Here is a 22,211-nt window from a genome sequence, read left to right as displayed (position 1 = left end):
CCGTCACCCGGGCTGACCAGCCCGGTCTCGTACGCGAACACCACCGCCTGGACGCGGTCGCGCAGGCCCAGCTTGCGCAGCACCTGGGCGACGTGGCTGCGTACCGTCGCCTCCCCGACGAAGAGCGACGCGGCGATCTCGCGATTGGAACGGCCCCGGGCCAGGCCGGTGAGCACCTCCCGCTCGCGGGCCGTCAAAGTGGACAACTCGGGCGGGGGAGCCAGAGGGCTCGCGGCGGCGAAGGCGGCGATCACCCGCAGGGTGACGGCGGGGTCGATGAGGCCGTCTCCGGCGGCGGCGGTTTTGATCGCCTCGGCGAGCTGCTCCGGCGGCGACGACTTCAGCAGGTAGCCGCCGACGCCCAGGCGCAGCGCGGCGTGCAGGTTCTCGTCGGTGTCGAACGTCGTGAGCATCACGATCCGGGGCGCGCCGCCCTCGTCCAGGAGGATCCGGGCCGCCTCCAGGCCCGACATGACGGGCATCGCGATGTCGAGGAGCAGGACGTCGGGCCGCAGGGAACGGGCCAGGGCGACCGCCGCCCGCCCGTCGGCGGCCTCGCCGACCACGTCGACCCCGGGCTCGGTCTCGGCCATCAGGCGTAGGCCCACGCGGATCATCGCCTGGTCGTCGGCGATGAGCACCCTGATCGTCACCGGGGGAGCGTACAGAGCGCGACATACCCGGCGGGTCCGTCGCAAGGGTGAGATCTTTCGGGTCTTGCGGTGATCCCACGGAAAGTGCCACTGTCGTCACGGCGAGTACCGACCCGAGGAGAGGAGCCTCTTTGAAGGCCTTCACCATGCCGGAGTTCTATGTGCCGCATCCCGCGCGGCTCAACCCCCATCTGGAACGTTCCCGGGCCCACACCATGGCGTGGGCGAAGGAGACGGGCATGCTCGACGCCCCCAAACCGGGGGGCGGCGTCGTGTGGACCGCCGAGGAGCTCGACCGCATGGACTACGCGCTGATGTGCGCGTACACCCACCCCGACTGCGACGGGCCGGCCCTCGACCTGGTCACCGACTGGTACGTGTGGGTGTTCTTCTTCGACGACCACTTCCTGGAGTTGTTCAAGCACTCCCGCGACTTCGCCGGCGCCCAGCGCCACCTCGACCGGCTGGAGCTCTTCATGGGCGACGACCCGCCCGAGCCGGAGAACCCGGCCGAGGCCGGGCTGAAAGACCTGTGGGAGCGCACCGTCCCGCACATGTCGGCCGACTGGCGCGAGCGCTTCGTCGTGTCGACCCACAACCTGATGGTCGAGTCGATGTGGGAGCTGGAGAACATCGACCGGGGGCGGATCGCCAACCCCATCGAATACGTCCAGATGCGCCGCCGCGTCGGCGGCGCCCCCTGGTCGGCCAACCTGGTCGAGTTCGCCGCCGGGGCCGAGGTGCCCGGCCACCTGGCCGCGACCCGGCCGCTGCGGGTGCTCTCCGACACCTTCTCCGACGCCGTCCACCTGCGCAACGACCTGTTCTCCTACCAGCGCGAGGTGGCCGAGGAGGGGGAGAACTCCAACGCCGTGCTGGTGCTGGAGACCTTCCTCGGCGTCACCACGCAGGAGGCCGCCGAACGGGTCAACGACCTGCTGACCTCCCGGCTGCAGCAGTTCGAGACGACCGCGCTGACCGAGGTCCCGGCTCTGCTGGCCGAGCGGGCGGCCCCGCCCCACGAGCAGGCCGCCGTCGCCCTCTACGTCAAGGGGCTGCAGGACTGGCAGTCGGGCGGCCACGAGTGGCACATGCGGTCGAGCCGCTACATGAACGAGGGCATGGTCTCCGGCAAGATCCAGAAACCTCATGGTCTCGGCACGGCCACCCTGCGCATCGGCGCCGAGAAGCGGGCCCGGCAGCACTCTCACGTGCCGTTCGAACGGGTGGGGCCGCAGCCGGTGCCGGAGTTCCACCTGCCCTATCCGCTGCGCATGAGCCCCCATCTCGACGCCGCCCGCCGCCACTCGGCCGGCTGGGCCCGCGAGATGGGGTTCCTCGACGGGGTGGTCTGGGACGAGCGCCGCTTCACGGGCATCGACCTGGCCCACTGCGCCGCCCTGATCAACGCCGACGGCGCTCCGGAGGAGGTCTTCCTGACCACCGACTGGCTGACCTGGGGCACCTACGGCGACGACTACTATCCGGTGGCCTTCGGCGCCACCCGCGACCTCGCGGGGGCCAGGGCGCTGAACACGCGGCTCAAGGCGATCATGGGCGAGCACGCGCCGGAGCCCGTCGAGCCGATGGAGCGGGGGCTGGCCGACCTGTGGCGGCGTACCGCCGCGGGCCTGTCCGAGCGGGCGCGGGCCGGGTTCCGGGCCGCCGTCGAGGACATGATCGACAGCTGGGTGTGGGAGCTCGACAACGAGGCCGCCGGGCGGATCCCCGACCCCGTCGACTACATCGAGATGCGCCGCAGGACCTTCGGCTCCGACCTGACGGCGAGCCTGGCCCGGCTGTCGGCGGCCGAAGTGGTCGACGACGCGATCTACCAGTCCCGGGTGATGCGCGAGCTGGAGACCGCGGCACAGGACTACGCCTGCTTCACCAACGACCTGTTCTCCTACCAGAAGGAGATCGAGTTCGAGGGGGAGCTGCACAACATGGTCCTCGTCGTCGAGAACTTCCTCGACGTCGACCGGGCCACCGCCCGCGCGATCGTGGCCGACCTGATGAACGAGCGGATGCGCCAGTTCGAGCACATCCGGGCCAACGGCCTCCCGGCCATGCTCGCCCTGATCGGCGACCCCGAGGTGAGCCGGGTGCTGGAGCGCCATGCGGCCTTGCTCCAAGACTGGATGGCCGGGATCATGGAGTGGCACCGCCGCTGCGCCCGCTACACCGAGCCCGAACTGCAACGGCTGCGCGCCGAGTCGTTCGCCCCGCCGCCCCGGCTGGTGCTGCTCCCGTCGGGCCTGGGCACCTCGGCGGTACGGCCCCTGCCACGGCGTTAGTGCATTTTCTGCCGTAAGCGGGGTTCGTGACCAGAACGCGGGCTCCGCTTCGCCGTGCCGGGACGACGGCGAGGTTATGTTGGCTGGAGAAGAAGGAGGGAGATGGCCAGCAGACCACGGCAGCGCCTCGACACCTCGATACCTCACCCGGCACGGGTCTGGGACTACTGGCTGGGCGGCACCGAAAACTTCGCGGCAGACCGCGAGTGCGCCGCCGAGATCATCGCGGTCATGCCCGACCTGCCGATCAACGCCAGGGCCGAACGCCAGTTCATCGGCCGGACCGTCGGCCTGCTCGCCGGAGAGCTGGGCGTCGACCAGTTCCTCGACGTCGGCACCGGCATCCCGAGCGCCGGGAACACCCATCTGGTGGCCCAGAAGGTCAATCCGGCCGCCAGGATCGTGTACGTCGACAACGACCCCATCGTCCTGATCCACGCCCTCGCCCTGCTCGACAGCACGCCCGAGGGCGCCACCGACTACCTCGACGCCGACCTGCGCAACCCCGACCCGCTCCTGCAGGCCGCCTCGGAGACCCTCGACTTCTCCCGGCCGGTCGGGCTGATGCTGCTGGGGGTGATCGAGTTCGTCGCCGACGAGACGCTGGCGCTCGACGCGGTGCACGCCCTGATCGGCGCCCTGTCGCCGGGCAGCTACGTCGCCATCGCCAGCAGCACGCCGAGCGTGCGGATGCAGCAGGCGGTCGACGTCTGGCACGCCCGGGGCGGGGCCCCGATGGTGCTGCGCTCTCCCGAACGGCTGGCCCGTTTCTTCGACGATCTCGACCTGCTCGATCCCGGCGTGGTGTCGCTGCCGCAGTGGCGGCCCGACACGCTGACCGACTACCGGGACCGGGAGGTCTACCAGTACGGGGGCCTGGCCCGCAAACACTGAGCGTTTGGGGAAATTGCCGGATAAAGTGGCTGGTGGCAAGACTTTTCCCCCACTGAAAGCGCGGGTATCGTGCGTTCTCCGGAATGGGTCGCAGAACGGTTTCCGCATGATGATTGACGACCCGCGAGTCGACGGGCTCACGGAGGCCTTCCTCCGCCAGCAGCGCCGCTATACCAGTCACCAGGTCGCCGAACTGGCGGGCGTGCCCTTCCACCGGGCCCGCCGCTTCTGGCGCGCCCTCGGCTTCGCCAACGTCGCCGACGACGCGATCGAGTTCACCGACGCCGACGTCGAGGCGCTGAAGACCCTCATGGGCCTGCTCGCCGACGGCACCTACGACGACGAGCACATCATGCTGATGGCCCGCTCCCTCGGCCGCGCCTCCGCCCGCCTCGCCGAGTCGCAGGCCGAACTCGGCGCCGAGACCCTCGACCTGGCCGGGGTCCCGCTGTCCCGGCGCAGCCACGCGTGGCAGCGCCGCGCCGACCGCGTCGTCCCCGACCTGGAACGCCTTCTCGTGTACGCCTGGCGCCGCCACCTCGCCGCCTCCGCCGGCCGCATCGTCGACCAGGAGACCGCCTCGGCCCGCCTGGCCGTCGGCTTCGCCGACCTGGTGGGCTTCACCCGGCTGAGCCGCCAGATCTCCGAGACGGAGCTGGCCCGCCTGGTCGAACGCTTCGAAAGCCGCTCGGCCGACATCGTGGCCTCCTCGGGCGGCCGGATGATCAAGACCCTGGGCGACTCGGTCCTGTGGGTGAGCGACACGGCCGCCCACGCCGCCGACATCGCCCTCTCGCTGGTCGGCGCGCACGCCCGCGTCAAGGGCATGCCCCAACTGCGGGTCGGCCTGGCGATCGGCCCGGTGATCGGCCGTATGGGCGACGTCTTCGGCACCACCGTGAACCTGGCGTCGCGGCTGACCTCCCTGGCCCCGGCGGGCGGGGTGCTGGCCGATCCGGCGATAGCGGCGGAACTGGAGGACCATCCGCGCTTCGGGCTGCGGGCGGAGAACCTCCAGGTGGTCAGGGGCGTGGGCGAACTGGTGCCCTACCTGGTGTCGAGGGCCTGACGCGCAGGGGCGAGCCCTCTCGGCGCCGAGGAGCCCGGATTACCTTGCCGCTGACCGGCATCCGAAGCCGGGCGGTTCAAAACGGCGGGCAGGCTTGAGCTCTCGCTGGCCGGGAACGTCGGGTGGCCGGGAACGTCGGGTGGCCGGGAACGTCGGGTGGCCGGGAACGTCGTGGGTCGAGGACGTCGCGGGTCTGGAGCCGCCCCGGTCGGATGCGTGCCGGGGCGGTCCCAGTGGTCTCCTACCTGGCGGGTGCGTGGACCCGGGAGCTGCCCGAGGTGCGGGAGCCCATCTCCATGTCGGAGTCCATCTTCCGCATTTCGTCGTCGGTCATGTGGGTCTCCTCGATGCGGAGCGCCACGCCCATGGCCATGAGCGTGGGCGCCCACTGGCCGATGAAGATCCCCCAGCGGTCGGCCCGGTCGAGACCGGCGTGCTCCACCTGCCTGGAGATCATCCAGGTGCAGAAGGACAGGCCGACCGACGCCATGGCGGCGGTGTACATGTGACTGGACCTGAGACCCATACGGTGCAGCTTCTTGATCACTTGCGTACCCCCTTCGGTTCGGGTTGGGCGTGCCCGCTCCGAAGATCCCGAATTCGGGACATATCACGATATGGGGGAGAAATTTACGGCCTGATCAGCCGTCCTCTGGCGGCCAGTTCGACGGTCAGCACGACGGCGAAGGCCTCCGCCGACAGCAGCGCCACGAGGACGACCACCTGCACGATCCCCGCCTCGATCGGCCCGGCCCCGCCGAGCAGCATGCCGACGAACGCGCCCGGAAGGGTGACCAGCCCGACCGTCCGGGTCTGGTCGAGGGCCGGCACCAGGGCCTGGGCGGCGGCGGGGCGGCAGATCTCCAGCCGGGCCTCGCGGGGCGTGAAGCCCAGCGCCATGGCCGCCTCCACCTCGCCGCGGCGGGTCGTCAGCTCGTCGGCGGCCCGCCGCCCGGCCAGGCTGGTGGCGATCAGGCAGCCGCCGAACACGATCCCCGCGACCGGGATGATCACGATCCCGTCGAGCGAGACCACCCCGGTGGCGGTGAGGATCCCGAGAATCGGGGCGCTGCCCGCCGCGATCGGCAGCGCCGCCCAGTAGGTGCCGATCCTGCGGGCGGCGGTGTGCGTGGCGAAGACGTACATGAGCAGGATGAACCCGGCAGCGGCGAACCCGTTCGCGACCACCCAGGCGATGACCAGCGACACCACCCCGAGCTGCACCACCGCCCGCCCGCAGGCCCGCACCACCGCCCATCCCTGCCCCAGGCCTCCCACGGCCGCCGCCACGGCCCCGCCCGCGACCATCAGAGCCAGGGCGATCGGGAGCGCCGGGGTCAGCGAGATCAGGGAAGAGGAGGTGTGCACTCCCGCAGTATTTCGGACACCTATGCGAGTTATGAACCGTTTTGCGACCAGAACGGTCGGCCAGGTGCCGTGCCACGATGCGCGGGGTGGGGTCGGGTGGTCACCGTCGGTGGGGCCGATGGGGCTCCGGCCCGAACCGGCATGAATGCGCCGCGATTCACCACGTCTGGGGGAGCAATGGCCGCGACTCGCCGCGCTTCTGGAAGCGCCGACGCCGTGACTTTACTCAAGTAAAGAACCCGCTCATACCCAGCGAAACTAGAAGTTCTCCCACAGTTGGTCCTCCGGCGCCCGCGCCGGCGGCGACCCCGCCCGCGCGGCCAGGGCCATGGCCTCTGCCAGCAGCGGATGCCCGTCTCCCAGCGCCGGTTTCCCGTGGGCCAGCGCCCGGCGGTCGAGCAGTGGAGCGAGCAGGTCGCCCACCTCCGCGGCCCGGTCGGAGCGGACGCGTTGCAGGGCGAGGCCCAGGCGGGCGCCAAGCACCGTTGGGTGGGTGGCGTCGATCTGGTCGCCCGCCAGCGCCAGGACCGCCTGGCAGGCCTCCTCGGCGGCGGGCTCGCGGCCCAGGGCGGCGGCCACGCGGGCGCGGATCAGCAGGGTCTCGGCCTGTTCGGGAGCGGAGTCGTCGGGGCCCAGGGCGTCGAGGACGCGGGCGGCCGACGCCGGGTCGCCGACGGTCAGGCGGCCCGTGGCCTGGGCGCGGAGCACCGCCCTGGTCTGGGGGAGTTCGGCCAGGTCGGACAGGGCCGTCTGCGCCTCGCCGGAGGCGATCAGGCCGAGCGAGCGGATCAGCACGGCCTCCTCGTGCAGGCGGGGGGAGACGCGGTCGGCGAACCACGTCGTGGTCACGGTCGCGTCGTCGAGGAGGCGGACGGTCTGGGCGGGGAAACCGGCGTGCAGTTCGATCTCGGCGAGGCGGACCAGGTCGTACTGGGGCCAGTAGCCCTCGCCCGGGAGGTAGAGGGAGCGCAGGCGCATGGCCTCGGTCAGGTGGTGGCGGGCCTGGGCGGGGTGGGCGGCGGCCAGCAGGGCCTCGGCGAGGGTGACGCGGGCCGAGGCGGTGTTCACGTTGTCCTGGCCGAGGCGGTCTTCGCGGTCGGCCAGGGTGGCCTCGGCCAGGCTGACGCCCTCGACGACCCGGCCCGCCCGCGTGGTGGCGCGGGCCAGGGCCTGCCTGGTCAGGGTGTGGCGGCGCCAGGCCGGGCCGGCTCCGGTCGTCGGCACCCCGGCGCCGCGGCGTGCGGCCACGTCGGCGAGGATCGCGCGGCCCCTCCCGGCCTGCCCCTCGTCGACGAGGAGCTCGGCCAGGTTGTGTTCGGCGCGGGCGATCAGCGCCGCCGGGTCGGCCGAGTCGGGCAGCTTCTCGGCGATCCGCCGCGACTCCTCGAAGCAGCCCCGGGCGGCGGCGGTGTCGCCCAGCCGCAGCAGGGCCAGGCCGCGCCGCGACGTCACGTCGCACAGGGTCACGGCGTCGGCGGGGGAGCCGGTCAGCAGCGGGATCAGGTCGGCGCCGACCTCGGCGGCGCGGGCCAGCAGCGGGCTGCTGTCGAGCAGCACCTGGAAGACCACGACCAGCGCGTTCGCGCGCGAACGGCCGTTGGGGCCGATCTTCTCGACCAGTTCGGCGGTGCGTTCGGCGGCGTGGAGGCGGTCGGCCCACTCGCCCGTGAGCGGGATCAGGTCGCGGGCCAGCCAGTAGGCCGCCAGGCCCTCGGCCTGACGGTCGGCGGGGGCGTCGGCGTCGTCGGACATGGCGCGGAAGGCCAGCTCGGACAGGCGCTCGGCGCTGCTCTTCGCCCAGTTCTCGGGCGGGACGGCGACCGCGCGGGCGGCCTGGTCGAGGCGGGGGGCCAGATATTCGGCGTACGCCGTCACCCGCCCCTCCCAGCCCGCGGCGGCGGCAGAGCCGTAGGTGCCGGTGAGCCAGACGGGCGGGGTCTGGGCGGCCGAGGGGCGCTTCTCGGAGGTCGAGATGTCGCCGATGCCCAGTCTCACCTGGGCGAGCAGGAAACGTTCGACCTGGTGGAAGCGGGCGATGCGGCGCAGCGCGGCGGCCACCGACTCGGCCGCGCCGAGCATCGAGGTGACCGGCTCGGGGGCGCTCTCGCCGCCGGTGAACTCGTCGAAGGCGTGTTTGGCGGCGAGCGCGACCAGGACGCGGCGGCTGCGGACCTCGTTGTAGAGCCACACGGCGGACCGGCCGGTGTCCTTCTCGCCGCCCCGGGGCAGCCGGACCCGCTCGGCGACGTCCTCCGCGCGTACCTGGTGGTAGTCGCTGTGCCGGAAGGCGGCGGCGGACGCCGCGGCGATCGCGGCAAGCCTTCGCTCCTGGGCTAGCACCGCTTGGTTCCCCCTATATGAGCTCATTACTCGTGAATATATCTCACTAAGGTTGGGCGAACCTTAGTGAGATGAGCTGACTCTCGCAAGGGTCGACCCGTAAACGCCCTGACCTCGCCCGCCTCGCGACCGGCCACCGCACCAAGGATGCCGCTTCTCTGGAGGCACCACTCACCGGCGGACCAGGAGGCGTGCGATGCGGCCGACCGAAAAGACCCACGCGGAGGACGGGCTGGCCACGCGGGGATGGGTGGTCCTGCGGGGCGCCTGGGACGTGCCCACCCACGCCCAGGCGCTCCGCTTCGCCGCCCGGTTCGGCCGTCCCTCGGCCCGCGACGGCGGCCGTCCCGTCTGGGAGGTCAGGCCGCGGCCACTCGGCGGCACGTTCTCCCAGCGCAGTGGACCCGTTCCGCTGCACACCGACGCCCAGTACCACCCCGATCCCGAGGACCTGGTCTGCCTGTTCGCGGTCCGCCCGGCCGCCGACGGCGGCCACTCGCTGCTGCTGCCCGCGCGGCGGGCCCTCGCCGCGCTGCGCGCCCGCCCGGACGGGGCGCGGGCCGAGGCCGCCCTGCGTCGGCCGCAGTGGTCGTGGACCACGCCGGCCGTGTTCGCCGGAGGGCGGGCCGCGCCGCCCCTGCCGGTCCTCACGGGCGATCTCACGGGCGACCTCGGGGGCGCCACCGTGCGCTGGCGGCCGGACAACCTCGTCCCGGCGGAGGGGCGGGCCGCCGCCGAGACGTTCACCGGCGTGCTGGCGCGGGCCGATCCGGAGGAGGTACGCCTCACGCCCGGCGACGTGCTGCTGATCGACAACCGCCGCACACTGCACGGCCGGACCGCGTTCGGCGACCCGCGGCGGCTGATGCTGCGCGTCCGGTTGTGGTCGCGATGACGCTGACCCGCGACGAGGCGGCCATGTGGGCCTGGGCGGCCGGGCGGGCCGTGGCGGCCGGGGACGTCCCGGCGTCGGGCGCGGAGGCCGCCGCGTGGACCGTCCGGGGCTGGGCCGAGATCGCCCTCGGGTGCGCCCTCCTGGGCCCGGCGGCCTTCGACGGCCTCGACACGGTCGTCCTGGCCACCGGCGTCCGCCACGGCGGCCCGGCGGCCGGCCGGCTGCGCGCCCTGCGGGCCCGGTGCGGGCCGGTCCCGCGCGGCTACCCCGACGCCGCCGACCCCGGGCCCGTCGCCGCGCCGGGGGAGGAGACCCGGGAGGCCTGCCGGCGGCTGGCCGCCTGGTGCGCCGTCATCCCCGACGGCCACGGGAGGTCGCGGCCGGTCCGCGACCATCTCCGCTGGGGCGAGCGCCACCGCCCCAACGCCACCCGCGACGTCACGGTCGTCGACGGCTCCCGGTTCGCCGGCCTGGCCTGGCGCACCTGGATGCGCCTCCCCGGCCAGCGCGGCCTGATCACGGTCCTGGTCGACGGCACCCACCGCGCCCCCGAACCCCGCAGACGGGTCTGGCGCGGCGTGCACGACGGGGCGCACCTCGACCACCTGGCGGCCTGCGGCGACGACATCGAGTTCGGCCGGGGGCTGCTGGCGGCCGAGACCTACGCCATGGCCGTCGAACTGGTCGCCCTGGCGGAGACCCCCGACCCGGTGGTCCGCCGCGTGCTGAAGCACGGCGTGCTGGAACGCATCGGCCGCATCGCCGACCACCCGGAGCTCGGCGGCCTGCCCACGCTGGCCGCCGTCTACGTCACGGGGGCGCTCAGGCTGCTGGGGGGCGAGGCGGAGGGCGTACCGGAGGAACTGCGGGAACCCCTGCGGGCACGCTGGGTCAGGGCGACAACTGGCGCAACACGACATCGGCCTTCTCCGGTTCCGGCACGCTGAGATGCACCTCCCAGCCCCGGCTGCGGGCCAGGTTCTCGCAGACGGCCGACCACAACCAGTGCAGCCCGGCCCGCACGGCCAGGTTGCCGTTCCCGGTGCCGATCAGCGGGAAGCAGATCGTCGTCAGCCGGTGGGCCACCCGCTCCTCCTCCGCCAGCGCGAACACCCGGTGGACGGCGAGCATGATCGTCGGTGCGGTGACGTCGTGGTGGTGGGTGCCGGGCCGGGGCACCGCCACGGCCGCGTGGTAGATGCGCCGGACCCCGTTGAACGCCAGCGAGCCCGGTCCGGTCGGGGCGACCGTGCCCGGGGCGACGGTGAGCCCGGGGCGGTGGTGCCTGGCCATCCACTCGTGCAGTTCGCGCTGGATCGTGTCGTCGAGCAGTTCCCCGGCCGGGCCGCGCCGCGAACCGGCCTTCCTGATCGCGCCCGACACGCTGGGCGAGAACACCCGCGCCATCTCCAGATAGACGTTCTCGGGGTTGACCAGCACGTCGACCCCGGTGATCAGCTCGATCGGCCGCACCTGGAGCACCGCCCGCCCGCCGCCCGACTCGACCGGGATCCGGGCCCCGACGGCGACCCGGGGGAGCGCGTGCTCGCCGTCCTCGTCGCAGACCGCGATGATCTGGTCGGCGACCTGGGCCAGCAGCATGCGCTCCTGGTTCTTCCTGAACCGTTCGACGCTGAGCCGGTAGACGTCGGCGGCCCGCCTGCGCCGCGCCGCCGCCGTCCAGTCGCGGGTGCCCTGGACGAGCCCGAAGGTGTAGGCGGCGGCCGACCCGAGGTTGCCCTCGCCGAGCCGGTCGACCGCGTCGCGCACCAGCCTCTCGACGGCGGCGACGTGGCCGGTCGCGGGGTGGCGCAGGGCGGCGGCCCGGCGGAGATGCGGCAGGTCGGCGTCCCGGAGGCGGATCAGCCCGCGTTCCCGCAGCGCGGCCAGATCGCGGACCAGCTCCTCGTGCTCCGGCACGTCGGTCTCCATGCGCTCATTAACCCCTCCGCGACGGGGCAGGGGCAACCACGGCCGACACCGTGGCCGACACCATCCAGCCGAGGGGATCCACGGATGCGAGCGAGCGCGAAGCCACGCCACCGGAGCGTCGACGTCGACGGGATCGAGATCTTCTACCGGGAGGCCGGCCCACCCGACCTGCCGTGCCTGCTGCTGCTGCACGGCTTCCCCAGTTCCTCCCACTGCTTCCGGCGGGTGCTCGCGCCGCTGGCCGAGGTGAGCCGGGTCGTCGCCCCCGACCTGCCGGGCTTCGGCTTCTCCTCCGCGCCCGGCGTCGGCGACTACGAGTACACCTTCGCCAACCTGGCCGGCACGATGGAGCGGTTCCTGGAGCGCATCGGCGTCGGGCGCTTCTTCGTCTACCTGCACGACTTCGGCGCCCCCGTCGGCTACCACCTGGCGATGCGGCGGCCCGATCGTGTCCTCGGGCTGGTCGTGCAGAACGGCAACGCGCACGACGAAGGCCTGGGCGAGCAGTGGGACGGCGCCCGCGACTACTGGGCCGACCCCTCCGAGGAGAACCGCGCCAAGCTGCCCGAGTGGCTCGACTTCGAGGGCACCCGGGGGCAGTACCTCGACGGGCTGCCCGAGCGGCTGCGGGTCCTGCACCCGCCCGAGACCTGGCACCTCGACTGGGAGCGCATGTCCCGGCCGGGCGACCTCGACGTCCAGTTCCAGCTCTTCCGCGACTACGGCGCGTACGTCGCCCGCTTCGGCGACCTGGCCGGCTACCACCGCGCCCACCAGCCGCCGTGCCTGCTGCTGTGGGGCCGCCACGACGCGTTCTTCGACCTGGCCGAGATCATGGGCTACGCCCGCGACCTCGACCGGATCGAGATGCACGTCTACGACGCCGGCCACTACCTGCTGGAGACCCACGCCGACGAGAGCGCGGCGGCGATCAAAACCTTCGTCGCCGACCTCTCACACCCGTAGCAGGGCGCACAGCGCGTCGGCGGCCTCGTCGGGCGAACCGGCGCCGTCGACCACCAGGTCGGGGTGCTCGGGCGGCTCGTAGGCCTGGCCGTGGCCGGTCAGGTTGGGCAGCCGCCCGGCCTCCGCCTGGGCGTAGAGGCCCTTCGGGTCACGGCGGGCGCACTCCTCCGCCGGGGTGTCGACCCAGACCTCGGCGAAGTCCCCGCCGGGGAACAGGGCCTTCGCCGCGGCCCGGTCGGTCCGGAACGGGGACACCAGCGCCACGACGACGATCAGGCCGGCGTCCACCAGGATGCGCGCCACCTCGGCGACGCGGCGCACGTTCTCGGCGCGGCCCTGCGGGGTGAACCCGAGGTCCTTGTTCAGCCCGCCGCGCACGTTCTCGCCGTCGAGCACGTAGGTGTGCAGGCCCATCCCGTGGAGCCGCCGCTCCAGCGTGTTGGCGATCGTCGACTTGCCGGCGCCCGGCAGGCCGGTCAGCCACACCACCTTCGCCCGCTGGCCCTTGAGGCGCTGCCGGGCCTCGCGGTCGACGGTGTAGGCGCGCGGGGTGACGGTGCGGCCGCGCCGCAGGGCGTGCCGGACCATGCCGGCCGCGACGGTCTCCTTGGTGACCCGGTCGACGAGCAGGAGGCTGCCGGTGTGCCGCGACTCCCGGTAGGGGTCGAGGCTGAGCGGCGTGTCGGTGGTCAGCTCGACCGTGCCGATGTCGTTGAGGTCGAGGGCGCGGGCGGCGTACTTGCCGCCGCCGACCACGTCGAGCCGGTCGCGCACGGCCGTGACCACGGCGGGCAGGGTGCGCCCGCCGGCCCGCAGCAGGTAGGAGCGGCCGTTCCGCAGGGGCTCCTCGGCGGTCCAGATCAGCGTGACCGAGTAGGCGGTCGCGGGGGCCGGCCCGTCGCCGATCGCCTCCGGCGTGGCCAGCAGGTCGCCGCGGCGCACGTCGACGTCGTCGGCCAGCGTCATCGTGACCGCGGTGCCCGGAGCGGCCCGGTCGAGGTCGGCGCCGCCGGGACCGAGCAGGCGGTCGACGGTGGACGTCCGCCCGCCGCCCGCGACCGCGACGGCGTCGCCGGGGCGGACCGGGCCCCCCACGACGGTGCCCGCGAAGCCGCGGAAGCCGTCGGCCCGGATCACGTACTGGACCGGCAGCCGGTAGCCCGCCTCCGCCCGACTCCCGGCCGGTTCCCAGGCCGTCAGCGCGCCCAGCAGGGTCGGGCCGTCGTACCAGGGCAGGCGGGGCGAGGGCGCGGCGACGTTGTCGCCGTCGAGCGCGCTGGCCGGGATGACGTCGGCCCGCATGCCGAAGCCGTCGGCCGCCGCCCGCACCTCGCCCGCCAGGTCGTCGAAGACCGACCGGTCCCAGCCCACCGCGTCGAGCTTGTTCACCACCGCGACGACGGAGGGCACCCCCATGAGCGCGCAGATCGCCAGGTGGCGGCGGGTCTGCTCGCGCACGCCCTTGGTGGCGTCGACGAGCAGCACCGAGACGTCGGCGGTGGAGGCCGCGACCGCCATGTTGCGGGTGTACTGCTCGTGCCCGGGGGCGTCGGCGACGATCACCCGGCGGCCCGACGGGAGGTCCATGAACAGGTGGGCGACGTCGATGGTGATGCCCTGCTCGTGCTCGGCCTCCAGCCCGTCGGTCAGCAGCGAGTAGTCGACCGCCCCGGCCGCCACGGTCGAGCCGCCGCGCCGCGTCGTGCGGGCGTAGTCGAGCTGGTCGTCGGTGGCGCCGCCGGTGGCGGCGAGCAGCCTGCCGATGAGGGTGGACTTGCCGTCGTCGACCGAGCCGCACGCCACGACTCTCAGTACCGCGACCATCAGAAGTACCCCTCCGACTTCTTGCTCTCCATGGACGTGCCGCCCTCGCCGTCGATGAGCCGGCCGGCGCGTTCGGACCTGCGGTCGCGGCCCATCTCGTCGATGATTTCGTCGATGTTCTCCGCCTTGGACTCCACGGCCGACGTCAGCGGATAGCAGCCGAGGGTGCGGAACCGCACCGGGCGCTCCACCGGCCGCTCGCCGGGCTCCAGGGGGTAGCGGTCGTCGTCCACCATGATCAGTGAGCCGTTCCGCTCGACGACCGGGCGCGGCGCGGAGAAGTAGAGCGGCACCACGGGGATGTCCTCCCGCCTGATGTAGCGCCAGACGTCGAGCTCGGTCCAGTTCGACAGCGGGAACACCCGCATCGTCTGGCCCTCGGCGAGCTCGGTGTTGGCCTGCCACCAGAACTCCGGGCGCTGCGAGCGCGGCTCCCAGCGGTGGCCGGGCTCCCGGAGCGAGAAGATCCGCTCCTTGGCCCGTGAGCGTTCCTCGTCGCGCCGCGCGCCGCCGATGGCCGCCTCGAACCCGCCGTCGTCGAGTGCCTTCCGCAGGGTGAGGGTCTTCTTGATGCGGGTGTACTCGTGGGCGCCGTGGGTGAACGGGGTGGCCTCCTCGGGGCTGGTGTGCACCCGCAGGTCGAGCCCCAGCCGTTCGGCCGTGGCGTCGCGGAAGGCGATCATCTCCCGGAACTTCCAGCCGGTGTCGACGTGGACGACCGGGAAGGGCATCCGGCCGGGCGCGAACGCCTTCAGCGCCAGGTGCAGCAGGACCGAGGAGTCCTTGCCGATCGAATAGAGCAGCACCGGCCGCCGGAACGCCCCGGCGACCTCGCGCAGTATGTGGACCGCCTCGGCTTCGAGCATGTCGAGGACGGCGTCTTCTCCGGCCATGTCCGGGCCCTCCCGCTTCTGTTGGAGTAACCTGTAATCAGCTTTAAATCGGTTATCTGGAGGTGGCGCGATGAGTCCCCTGACCGTCAGAGAGCTGTCCAAGGAGACCTGGGGCGACTTCGAGTCGGTCCTCGGAGCCAACGGAGGCGCCCGAGGGTGCTGGTGCATGCACTGGCGGTTGTCCATCAAGGAGTGGACGGAAGGGAAGGGCGAGGGCAACAAGAAGGCCATGAAGCGCCTCGCCGGTCGCGAACCGGCGCCCGGCCTCGTCGTCTACGACGAGGAGACGCCGGTCGCGTGGTGCTCCCTCGGCCCGCGTTCGTCGTTCCCCCGGCTGGAGCGCTCGCCGATCCTCGCGAACGCCGACGACGGGGAGTCGGATGAGGGGGTCTGCGCGATCGCGTGCGTGTACGTCGGGAAGAGGCATCGTGGCTCCGGATTGTTGCCGGGGATTCTGGAGGCGGTCTGCGACTGGGCGTCGGCGGCGGGCTACGCCACCGCCGAGGGCTACCCGGTCGAACCCCGCGAGGGGAAACGCGCCGGGGCCGACACGGCGATGACGGGCATCGCCAGCGCCTTCCTCGACGCCGGGTTCTCGGAGGTGGCCCGGCCCCGCGCCGACCGGCCGGTCATGCGGCGGAAGGTCTAGCCCGGGCGAGCGCCTCGTAGAAGGGCCGGTGGTGGTCGGCGACGCGGCGCAGGTGGGCGTTGGTCTCGGGCGTCTCGCGCCGCGCGGGCGCCCTGTCCACCAGCCCGCTGCTCCCGGCCACCTCCGCGTGCCACCGGTTGGTGCGCCGCCAGCTCGTCTGCTCGCCCGGGTCCCAGCGCATCGCCTCGGGCCGGAAGTCCAGCCCGACGTGCGCGCAGTAGGCCCGGACCGTCTCCTCCGGCCGCGCCACCAGGTCGTCGCCGTCGATCACCAGCGGGGTCTCGCCGGTGGCCGAGCGCACGGCCTCGAAGATGGCGTGCAGGTACTCGAAGCCGTACTCGTCGAGCGTCGCCTCGGGGTTCACGGCGTAGTGGGAGGCGATGGCGCTCTCCGGCTCCCTGATCATGAACGTGTGGACGACGTCGGTGAACAGGCGCTCGTCCTCGAACAGCGGCGTGTACGTGTAGTCGGAGGTGTCCTTGGCGAACACCCGCCGCCCGGAGGCGCTCACCTCCAGCATCACGTCGAGCAGCTCGACCGGCGAGGTGACGGACCGGCCCGCGAAGTCGAACCGCCCGTCCTCCTGGAGGTAGGAGAACGGCTCGTGGGCCACCTCCAGGTCGCCGCGCTCCATCATGACGCGCAGGAACGCCGTCGACCGCGACCGCGGCACCGCCCACAGGATGATCGGCCTGGCCGCGGCGGTCACTGCGACCACTCCGTCGGACGGCGGTCCCACCGGTGGGTCCGCAGCTCCGCCATCAGCGACTCGCTCAGCGGTTCCGCGTCGCTGACGGCGAGGTTGGCCTGGACGTGGGCGGGCTTGCGCATGCCGGGGATGACGGTGGAGACGTCGGGGTTGCGCAGGATGAAGCGCAGGGCGAGCTCGGGCAGCGTCATGCCCTCGGGCAGGACGCGCTTGAGGCGTTCGGCGCGGTCGACGCTCGGCCCGAGGTTCTCGGGCACGAAGTAGGTGTTGCGCCAGTCGCCCTCGGGCCAGCGGGTGTCGTGGGTCAGCGTGCCGGTGAGCGTGCCCTCGTCGAAGGGCACCCGGGCGACCACCGCGACGTCGAGCTCGCGGCAGGCCGGGAACAGCTCGTCCTCCGGAGCCTGGTCGAAGACGTTGTAGATGACCTGGACGGCGTCGATCAGCCCGGTCCGCAGCGTCTCCAGCACGTTCCAGGGCTCCCAGCGGTTGACGCTGATGCCGACGCCCTCGATCAGGCCGCGTTCGCGCATCTCGGTGACGGTGTCCTGCCAGGTCGGGTCGTGCGCCCAGGAGTCCTCCCAGACGTGGAACTGGAACAGGTCGACCGAGGGGACGCCCAGCCCTTCGAGGCTGCGGTGCAGGTAGTCCCAGAGGTGGTCGGGCGGGTAGACGTCGGCCAGCTTGGAGTCGCGGGTCGACGGCCACGCGAGGTCCTTGGGCGGGGGCTTGGTGGCGACCCGGAGGCGGCGGCCGGGGTGCCGTTTCACCAGCCGGCCGAGCATGCGCTCACTCTCGCCGCGCCCGTAGATCCAGGCGGTGTCGAAGTAGTCGCAGCCCAGCCCCACGGCCTCGTCGAGCGCGGCGTCGCCGCTCGCGTCGTCGGCGCCGGTCCAGCCGCCCTCGCCTCCGGCGATGCCCCACATGCCGTAGCCGACCTCGCCGACCGTCCAGCCGAGCCTGCCGAACCGGCGCTCACGCATCGCCGCCTCCTTCCCCGCTCCAGCGGTTGCCGCCCGACCCGAACCGGGTCTGCCGCACGACGTGGCTCGCCACCTTCATGCCCTCGGGCCGGACCACGCCCCGGTGCACGGACAGGGTCACGCTGCCGCCGAGGTCGCCGACGAGCCGGTCGACCGCCTCGCGGGCGGCTCGCGCGGCGGGTTCGAGCCAGCGTCCCTCGTACATCGCCGCGCCGAGGACGGCGGACAGCCGGTCGTAGAGTTCGCGGCCCGCCGCGTCGAGGCCGGCCTGCAGGACGCGGGTCCAGGCGCGTTCGAGCAGCTCCAGGCCGGGCGACTCGTAGATGCCGCGGCAGACGGTGCCGACGATGCGCCGTTCGACCACGTCGCGGAGCCAGACGCCGTGACGGGCGCCGATCGTGTTGGCCGCGGCCATCCACTCGACCGGGTCGGGGCCGCTGCCGCCGACGTCGGCGATCCGCCCGTCGCGGACGACGACGGTGACGGTCTCGGGTTCGGCCGGGGCCTCGTGGGGCCAGGCGCTCCAGCGGGGCCGGAGCCGGGTGACCGGCGTCTCCAGGTCTTCCAGCTCGGACGACTCGTGGGACGCGCCGGCGAGGCCGGCGTCGGTGGACCGGTCGGCGGAGCTGCCCCGGTCGAGGCGCAGCCCGTGCTCGGCGACCGCCTTCACCATGGCCGCGCGATCGGGGAAGCGGCCGAGGGCGCGGGGGTCGGTCCACGGCTCGACGCGGCACATCTCGGGGGCGATCCGGGCGCCGTAGCGCGCGAACCGGCGCTGGTCGTTGCCGCCGCCGACACAGCCGTGGACGAACGTCTCGCACCCGTCGGCCCGCATCCTCGGCAGCAGTTCGCCGACGAGCACGAATCGGGACGCGCCCGTGGTGTTCCAGTAGCCGCCGTCGTGGCGGGCACGGTAACGCAGCAGATCGGACGCGACCGCGGCCATCGGCGCGCGCAGATCCACGGTGACGACCTCGGCGCCGGAGTCGCGCAGAGAGGACGCCAGCAGGTCCAGTTCCCCGCGGTCCGACTGGCCGATGTCGGCGATGTAGTGCCGCGCCGGGACCGACGTCTCGCGGAGCCATACTCCGACGGCCAGCGAGGACAGTCCTCCTGATTGGAATAACCCCGTCCGGGGATTGCCATCGGCTGTTTCCACGACCTCCTCCTTGCGCTGGTGGATTACGGGGGATATGTCAAGCCTTGCCCACGATACCCATAGAAATCAAGTCCGCACGCCATTGTTCGCCGATGATTCAAAAGGAGGTCGATGTTACTCGTGGGGCGGGATGGATCGGGCTCCCAAACGGCCCGTTGATCGTTTGGACGGTTCTCCGCTGGTCATCGCGCGTTTCTCGGAAAAGTTCGCGCGGATTACGCGGATCTGTGATTAGCCCTCGCGGGCTCGGGTACCGGGGCGCTCGGACGTCCACCGCCGCACCACACCCGCCCGATGCGGATCGAAGAACCGTTCACGCAGGTAGAACCAGCAAGCAGCGCGCCCCCGGTGACGTCCGGGCTTGCGGACCCCGGCCTGTCGGCACACTATGGAGTAACCTGTAACACTGAGATTGACGGTTACTCGAACTTCCATTGAAAGGAGCGTTCGGCCGCGCCGGAAAGCATTTTCGCGCCCATCTGAATAGTGACTGATCTGCCTGACCTGACCATGGAAGCACGATGCCACGCCATCAGCAGACGCACGTGAACGAAAACGCCGAACCCGCCCTTCGCTTATTCCTCGGCCCGCGGCGCGAGTTCCCTTCGCGAAGCACCGTCCTCGACCTTTTCCACGAACAGGTGGAGAACACGCCGGACCGCCCCGCCGTGCGCTATCGCGACCTGACGATGAGCTACGCCGACCTCGACGCGGCGGCCAACACGACCGCCCGCCGGCTGATCGGCGGCGGCGTGGGGAGACACCATCTGACCCCCGTTCTGGTGGCCGACGGACGCGAGTTCCCGGCCGCCCTCTTCGGGGTCATGAAGACCGGCGCGGCGTTCGTGCCGCTCGATCCGGCCTGGCCGGCCGACCGGCTCGACGCGATCATCACCGAACTGTCGCCGCGCGCCGTCGTGGTCTCCCCGGAGACCGAGGAGCTCCTCGCCGGCCTGCGCGAACCCGTCCCCGCGGTGGTCGTCGACTGCGCCGGGCCGGGCGACGCCGAACCGGTGCCGCGCGAGCGCCGGCCCGGTCCCGGCGACCTGATCTACGGGTTCTACACCTCCGGCTCGACGGGCACGCCCAAGTGCGCGCTCAACCGGCACCGCGGCCTGGTCAACCGGCTGACCGCGATGTCGCGCCGGTTCGGCGACGGGTCCGGCCACGTGACGCTGCAGAACAGCCGGTCCACGTTCGACTCCTCGATGTGGCAGGTGCTCTGGCCGCTCACGTCCGGGGGGCAGGTCGTGCTGCCCGACCGCGACGGCATCCTCGACCTGGAGGAGACCGCGACGACCATCGGCCGGTACGGCGTCACGATGACCGACTTCGTGCCGTCGGTGCTGGCGGCGTTCGTGGCCCTGCTGGAGGAACGCGACGACCTGCGCGCCGCGACGACGAGCCTGCGCCGCATGCTGATCGGCGGCGAGCCGGCCGGACCCGGCGTGGTCCACCGGCTGCGCGCGCTGCTGCCGGGCCTCGCGGTCACCAACACCTTCGGGCCGACGGAGTGCTCGATCGGGTCGGTGTTCCACGACGTCACCGACGCCGACGCCGACCGGATCCCGATCGGCCGCCCCATCGACAACACCGCCGCGATCCTGCTCGACGGCGACCTGAACCCCGTCCCGGAGAACACCCCGGGCGAGCTCTACCTCGGCGGCGAGTGCGTCGGCGCGGGCTACCTCAACGACCCCGCGCGGACCGCCCGGACTTTTGTGCCCAACCCGTTCCCGCAGATCCCCGGCCACACGCTCTACCGCACCGGCGACCTGGCGTGGGCCGGGGACGACGGGCGGCTCCACTTCGCCGGCCGGCTCGACGAGCAGGTCAAGCTCGGCGGGGTGCGGGTGGAGCTCGGCGACGTCGCCGCGGCCCTGGCCGGCCATCCGCTCGTCGGCGACGCCGCCGCGGTCGTGCTCGGCGAGGCGCCCGACGCCACGCTGGTGAGCTGCGTGACCCCGCGCTCACCCGACGAGACCCCGTCGGCGGAGCAACTGCGCGGCTACGCCGCGGCGAAGCTCCCGGCCGAGCAGGTCCCACACCGGATCGTGGTGCTCGACGAGCTCCCGCTCAACCACAACGGCAAGGCCGACCGCAAGGCGCTGGCCGCGCTCGTGGTCGCCGACGGCGCGGAGGAGCACGTGGAGCCCCCGGACGGCCCGATGGAGGAACTGGTCTGCTCAGCGTGGCGCGAGGTGCTCGACCGCGACCGGGTCTCGGTGGTCGTGCCCTTCTCCGACTACGGGGGCACCTCGCTGCTGGCCTACCGGGTCGTCACCGCCGTCGGCGAACGCCTCGGCCGGCCGGTCCGGCCCCGCGACCTGCTCGCCGAGCCGACCGTGCGCGGCCAGGCGGCGCGGCTGGCGGGCGGCGTGGACGACGAGAGCGCCGAACTGGCCTACGTCCGGCAGGACCTCGCCTGGCGCCCGCCCCGCACGCTGCTGCTGACCGGCGCGACCGGGTTCATCGGGGCGCACGTCCTCGCCGAGCTGCTGACCCGCTCCACCGCCGAGGTGATCTGCCTGGTCCGGTGCGCCGACCCGGCCGACGGCGCCCGGCGGCTGACCGAGACCCTCGACCACTACGGCCTGACCTCCGCCTGGCGGCAGCTCCCCATGGCGATCGAGGGCGGACGCGTCGAGGTGGTCCCCGGCGACCTGGCCGGGGAACTGCTCGGGCTGCCGCGGCGGCGCTTCGACGCCCTCGCCTCGACGGTGTCGGGCATCGTCAACGCCGCCGGCGCGGTCAACTTCCTGTCGGGCTACCTCGACCACCGGCCGGCCAACGTGCTGGGCGTACAGGAGCTCATCAAGCTCGCCACGGGCGGCGCCCGCCTGCACCTGCTGTCCACCCTGAGCATCTTCGCCCCCGCCGGGCGGACCGGCCCGCCCATCACCGAAGACCGGATCCCGGCGCCCGACGAGGTCGCCGCCGACGGCTACAACCGGTCGAAGTACGTCGCCGAGAGCCTCGTCGCCGACGCGCATCGCCAGGGCGTCGCCTCGGTGGTCTACCGCCTCGGCGAGGTCTGGCCGCACCGCGAGACCGGCGTGGCCAACCCCGACTCGCTGGCCCACAACCTGCTGTACGCCTGCGCCCGCACCCGGTGCGTGTTCCCGACCGGGGCCGCCACCGACGTCACCCCGGTCGACGTGGTCGCCCGGTTCCTGGCCCGCGCCGCGACCGCCGACCTCGACGTGCCCGACGGCGCGATGCACGTGTTGTGGCCGACCGGGCTGCGCTTCGCCGACGCCTTCGACGCGCTGGCCGCGCGGTGCGGCCTCGACCGGGTCGGCTACGCGGAGTTCCGCGACCGCCTGGAGGCGATCGCCGAGCCCGACGGGAGGCTCGCCGGGCTCCGCCTGCTGCTGCCGCCCCCGGACGGCGGCCGCGACGCCGCGCCGGCCGAGTTCGACGAGATGTTCACCGACGGCTCCCGCCACTTCGACATCCGGCGGTTCGACCGCCACGGGGCGGCGCTCGCCCGCCCGGAGACCGACGCCCTCGGGGCGCTCGACCGCTATCTCAGCTCGTTGTCCGACACCTCCGCCTTCGTCCCTCAAGAAAGGTAGGCGCA

General features: G+C 72.8%; 18 protein-coding genes. 8 read left to right on the top strand and 10 right to left on the bottom strand.

The genetic code is table 11. The annotated features are described in order from the left end of the window. Nucleotides 1-653, bottom strand: a 653-nt coding sequence (locus AW273_RS11245) for a response regulator (RefSeq protein ID WP_063909908.1), incomplete at its 3' end; no start/stop codon positions are given. A gap of 131 nt (nucleotides 654-784) precedes the next feature. On the opposite strand from AW273_RS11245, the gene AW273_RS11240 reads away from it, so the two are divergent. The 3 genes from AW273_RS11240 to AW273_RS11230 all read left to right on the top strand — a co-directional run bounded on the left by AW273_RS11240 (nucleotide 785) and on the right by AW273_RS11230 (nucleotide 4,913). Continuing rightward, the gene (locus AW273_RS11240; RefSeq protein WP_062347954.1) at nucleotides 785-2,950 is read left to right on the top strand and encodes a terpene synthase family protein; all 2,166 of its coding nucleotides are present in this window, start codon (nucleotides 785-787) and stop codon (nucleotides 2,948-2,950) included. Between the two features lie 102 nt (nucleotides 2,951-3,052). Then, complete coding sequence (locus AW273_RS11235; protein WP_062347953.1) at nucleotides 3,053-3,844, top strand: SAM-dependent methyltransferase; 792 nt, start codon at nucleotides 3,053-3,055, stop codon at nucleotides 3,842-3,844. A 106-nt stretch (nucleotides 3,845-3,950) separates the two neighbouring features. Further along, complete coding sequence (locus AW273_RS11230) at nucleotides 3,951-4,913, top strand: adenylate/guanylate cyclase domain-containing protein (protein WP_062347951.1); 963 nt, start codon at nucleotides 3,951-3,953, stop codon at nucleotides 4,911-4,913. 241 nt (nucleotides 4,914-5,154) lie between these two features. Here AW273_RS11230 and AW273_RS38535 read toward each other — a convergent pair whose 3' ends face one another. From AW273_RS38535 to AW273_RS11215, 3 genes are all read right to left on the bottom strand, one after another. Beyond that, a complete protein-coding gene (locus AW273_RS38535; protein WP_232327282.1) occupies nucleotides 5,155-5,418 on the bottom strand; it encodes a hypothetical protein in 264 nt (87 codons plus the stop codon). Nucleotides 5,419-5,543: 125 nt separating this feature from the next. Continuing rightward, the gene (locus AW273_RS11220) at nucleotides 5,544-6,281 is read right to left on the bottom strand and encodes an ABC transporter permease (RefSeq protein WP_232327281.1); all 738 of its coding nucleotides are present in this window, start codon (nucleotides 6,279-6,281) and stop codon (nucleotides 5,544-5,546) included. 258 nt (nucleotides 6,282-6,539) lie between these two features. Beyond that, nucleotides 6,540-8,621, bottom strand: coding sequence for a hypothetical protein (locus tag AW273_RS11215; protein WP_062347947.1), 2,082 nt, complete (start codon nucleotides 8,619-8,621; stop codon nucleotides 6,540-6,542). 196 nt (nucleotides 8,622-8,817) lie between these two features. On the opposite strand from AW273_RS11215, the gene AW273_RS11210 reads away from it, so the two are divergent. Next, nucleotides 8,818-9,516, top strand: coding sequence for a TauD/TfdA family dioxygenase (locus AW273_RS11210; RefSeq protein WP_062347945.1), 699 nt, complete (start codon nucleotides 8,818-8,820; stop codon nucleotides 9,514-9,516). Beyond that, a complete protein-coding gene (locus AW273_RS11205) occupies nucleotides 9,513-10,463 on the top strand; it encodes a PALP domain-containing protein (RefSeq protein ID WP_157555693.1) in 951 nt (316 codons plus the stop codon). Before AW273_RS11210 ends, AW273_RS11205 begins: the two co-directional genes overlap by 4 nt. Here the strand turns inward: AW273_RS11205 and AW273_RS11200 are convergent. Then, the gene (locus AW273_RS11200) at nucleotides 10,408-11,448 is read right to left on the bottom strand and encodes a macro domain-containing protein (protein WP_062347941.1); all 1,041 of its coding nucleotides are present in this window, start codon (nucleotides 11,446-11,448) and stop codon (nucleotides 10,408-10,410) included. The two genes, AW273_RS11205 and AW273_RS11200, sit on opposite strands and share 56 nt — an antisense overlap. Nucleotides 11,449-11,532: 84 nt before the next feature. Between AW273_RS11200 and AW273_RS11195 the strand changes: the two genes are divergently transcribed. After that, nucleotides 11,533-12,414, top strand: coding sequence for an alpha/beta fold hydrolase (locus tag AW273_RS11195; RefSeq protein WP_062347939.1), 882 nt, complete (start codon nucleotides 11,533-11,535; stop codon nucleotides 12,412-12,414). On the opposite strand, the gene cysC is transcribed toward AW273_RS11195, so the two are convergent. Both cysC and cysD read right to left on the bottom strand, forming a co-directional pair. Next, complete coding sequence (gene cysC, locus AW273_RS11190; protein WP_062347937.1) at nucleotides 12,403-14,238, bottom strand: adenylyl-sulfate kinase; 1,836 nt, start codon at nucleotides 14,236-14,238, stop codon at nucleotides 12,403-12,405. The genes AW273_RS11195 and cysC overlap by 12 nt on opposite strands. Continuing rightward, the gene (gene cysD, locus AW273_RS11185) at nucleotides 14,238-15,131 is read right to left on the bottom strand and encodes a sulfate adenylyltransferase subunit CysD (RefSeq protein WP_062347934.1); all 894 of its coding nucleotides are present in this window, start codon (nucleotides 15,129-15,131) and stop codon (nucleotides 14,238-14,240) included. Before cysD ends, cysC begins: the two co-directional genes overlap by 1 nt. A gap of 70 nt (nucleotides 15,132-15,201) precedes the next feature. Here cysD and AW273_RS11180 point away from each other — a divergent pair, with 70 nt between their 5' ends. Then, nucleotides 15,202-15,780: a GNAT family N-acetyltransferase gene (locus AW273_RS11180; RefSeq protein ID WP_083949669.1), complete on the top strand. Its 579-nt coding sequence runs from the start codon at nucleotides 15,202-15,204 to the stop codon at nucleotides 15,778-15,780. Here AW273_RS11180 and AW273_RS11175 read toward each other — a convergent pair. From AW273_RS11175 to AW273_RS11165, 3 genes are read right to left on the bottom strand one after another with little or no spacing between them, the layout of a single operon-like run. Next, complete coding sequence (locus AW273_RS11175) at nucleotides 15,761-16,489, bottom strand: sulfotransferase-like domain-containing protein (RefSeq protein ID WP_062347932.1); 729 nt, start codon at nucleotides 16,487-16,489, stop codon at nucleotides 15,761-15,763. The two genes, AW273_RS11180 and AW273_RS11175, sit on opposite strands and share 20 nt — an antisense overlap. Further along, nucleotides 16,486-17,469 carry an aldo/keto reductase gene (locus tag AW273_RS11170; protein WP_062347930.1) on the bottom strand — a complete coding sequence of 328 codons (984 nt, stop codon included), beginning with the start codon at nucleotides 17,467-17,469 and terminating at the stop codon, nucleotides 16,486-16,488. Before AW273_RS11170 ends, AW273_RS11175 begins: the two co-directional genes overlap by 4 nt. After that, a complete protein-coding gene (locus tag AW273_RS11165) occupies nucleotides 17,462-18,628 on the bottom strand; it encodes an argininosuccinate synthase domain-containing protein (protein WP_062347928.1) in 1,167 nt (388 codons plus the stop codon). Before AW273_RS11165 ends, AW273_RS11170 begins: the two co-directional genes overlap by 8 nt. Nucleotides 18,629-19,269: 641 nt before the next feature. On the opposite strand from AW273_RS11165, the gene AW273_RS11160 reads away from it, so the two are divergent. Further along, a complete protein-coding gene (locus tag AW273_RS11160) occupies nucleotides 19,270-22,206 on the top strand; it encodes a non-ribosomal peptide synthetase (RefSeq protein ID WP_198168110.1) in 2,937 nt (978 codons plus the stop codon). The last annotated feature ends 5 nt before the right edge of the window (nucleotides 22,207-22,211 follow it).

Source organism: Herbidospora yilanensis (assembly GCF_001570565.1).
Taxonomy (GTDB): Bacteria; Actinomycetota; Actinomycetes; order Streptosporangiales; family Streptosporangiaceae; genus Herbidospora; species Herbidospora yilanensis.
The sequence above is the reverse complement of the archived record's forward strand: the minus strand, read 5'-3'. Positions and strand labels throughout refer to the sequence as shown.

What these genes read in the sequence shown, in the direction of transcription:
- AW273_RS11210 (WP_062347945.1), top strand. Translation starts at nt 8,818, where the DNA reads ATGCGGCCGACCGAAAAGACCCACGCGGAGGACGGGCTGGCCACGCGG.
- AW273_RS38535 (WP_232327282.1), bottom strand. Translation starts at nt 5,418, where the DNA reads ATGTACACCGCCGCCATGGCGTCGGTCGGCCTGTCCTTCTGCACCTGG.
- AW273_RS11170 (WP_062347930.1), bottom strand. Translation starts at nt 17,469, where the DNA reads ATGCGTGAGCGCCGGTTCGGCAGGCTCGGCTGGACGGTCGGCGAGGTC.
- cysD (WP_062347934.1), bottom strand. Translation starts at nt 15,131, where the DNA reads ATGGCCGGAGAAGACGCCGTCCTCGACATGCTCGAAGCCGAGGCGGTC.
- AW273_RS11230 (WP_062347951.1), top strand. Translation starts at nt 3,951, where the DNA reads ATGATGATTGACGACCCGCGAGTCGACGGGCTCACGGAGGCCTTCCTC.
- cysC (WP_062347937.1), bottom strand. Translation starts at nt 14,238, where the DNA reads ATGGTCGCGGTACTGAGAGTCGTGGCGTGCGGCTCGGTCGACGACGGC.
- AW273_RS11180 (WP_083949669.1), top strand. Translation starts at nt 15,202, where the DNA reads ATGAGTCCCCTGACCGTCAGAGAGCTGTCCAAGGAGACCTGGGGCGAC.
- AW273_RS11235 (WP_062347953.1), top strand. Translation starts at nt 3,053, where the DNA reads ATGGCCAGCAGACCACGGCAGCGCCTCGACACCTCGATACCTCACCCG.
- AW273_RS11200 (WP_062347941.1), bottom strand. Translation starts at nt 11,448, where the DNA reads ATGGAGACCGACGTGCCGGAGCACGAGGAGCTGGTCCGCGATCTGGCC.
- AW273_RS11195 (WP_062347939.1), top strand. Translation starts at nt 11,533, where the DNA reads ATGCGAGCGAGCGCGAAGCCACGCCACCGGAGCGTCGACGTCGACGGG.
- AW273_RS11205 (WP_157555693.1), top strand. Translation starts at nt 9,513, where the DNA reads ATGACGCTGACCCGCGACGAGGCGGCCATGTGGGCCTGGGCGGCCGGG.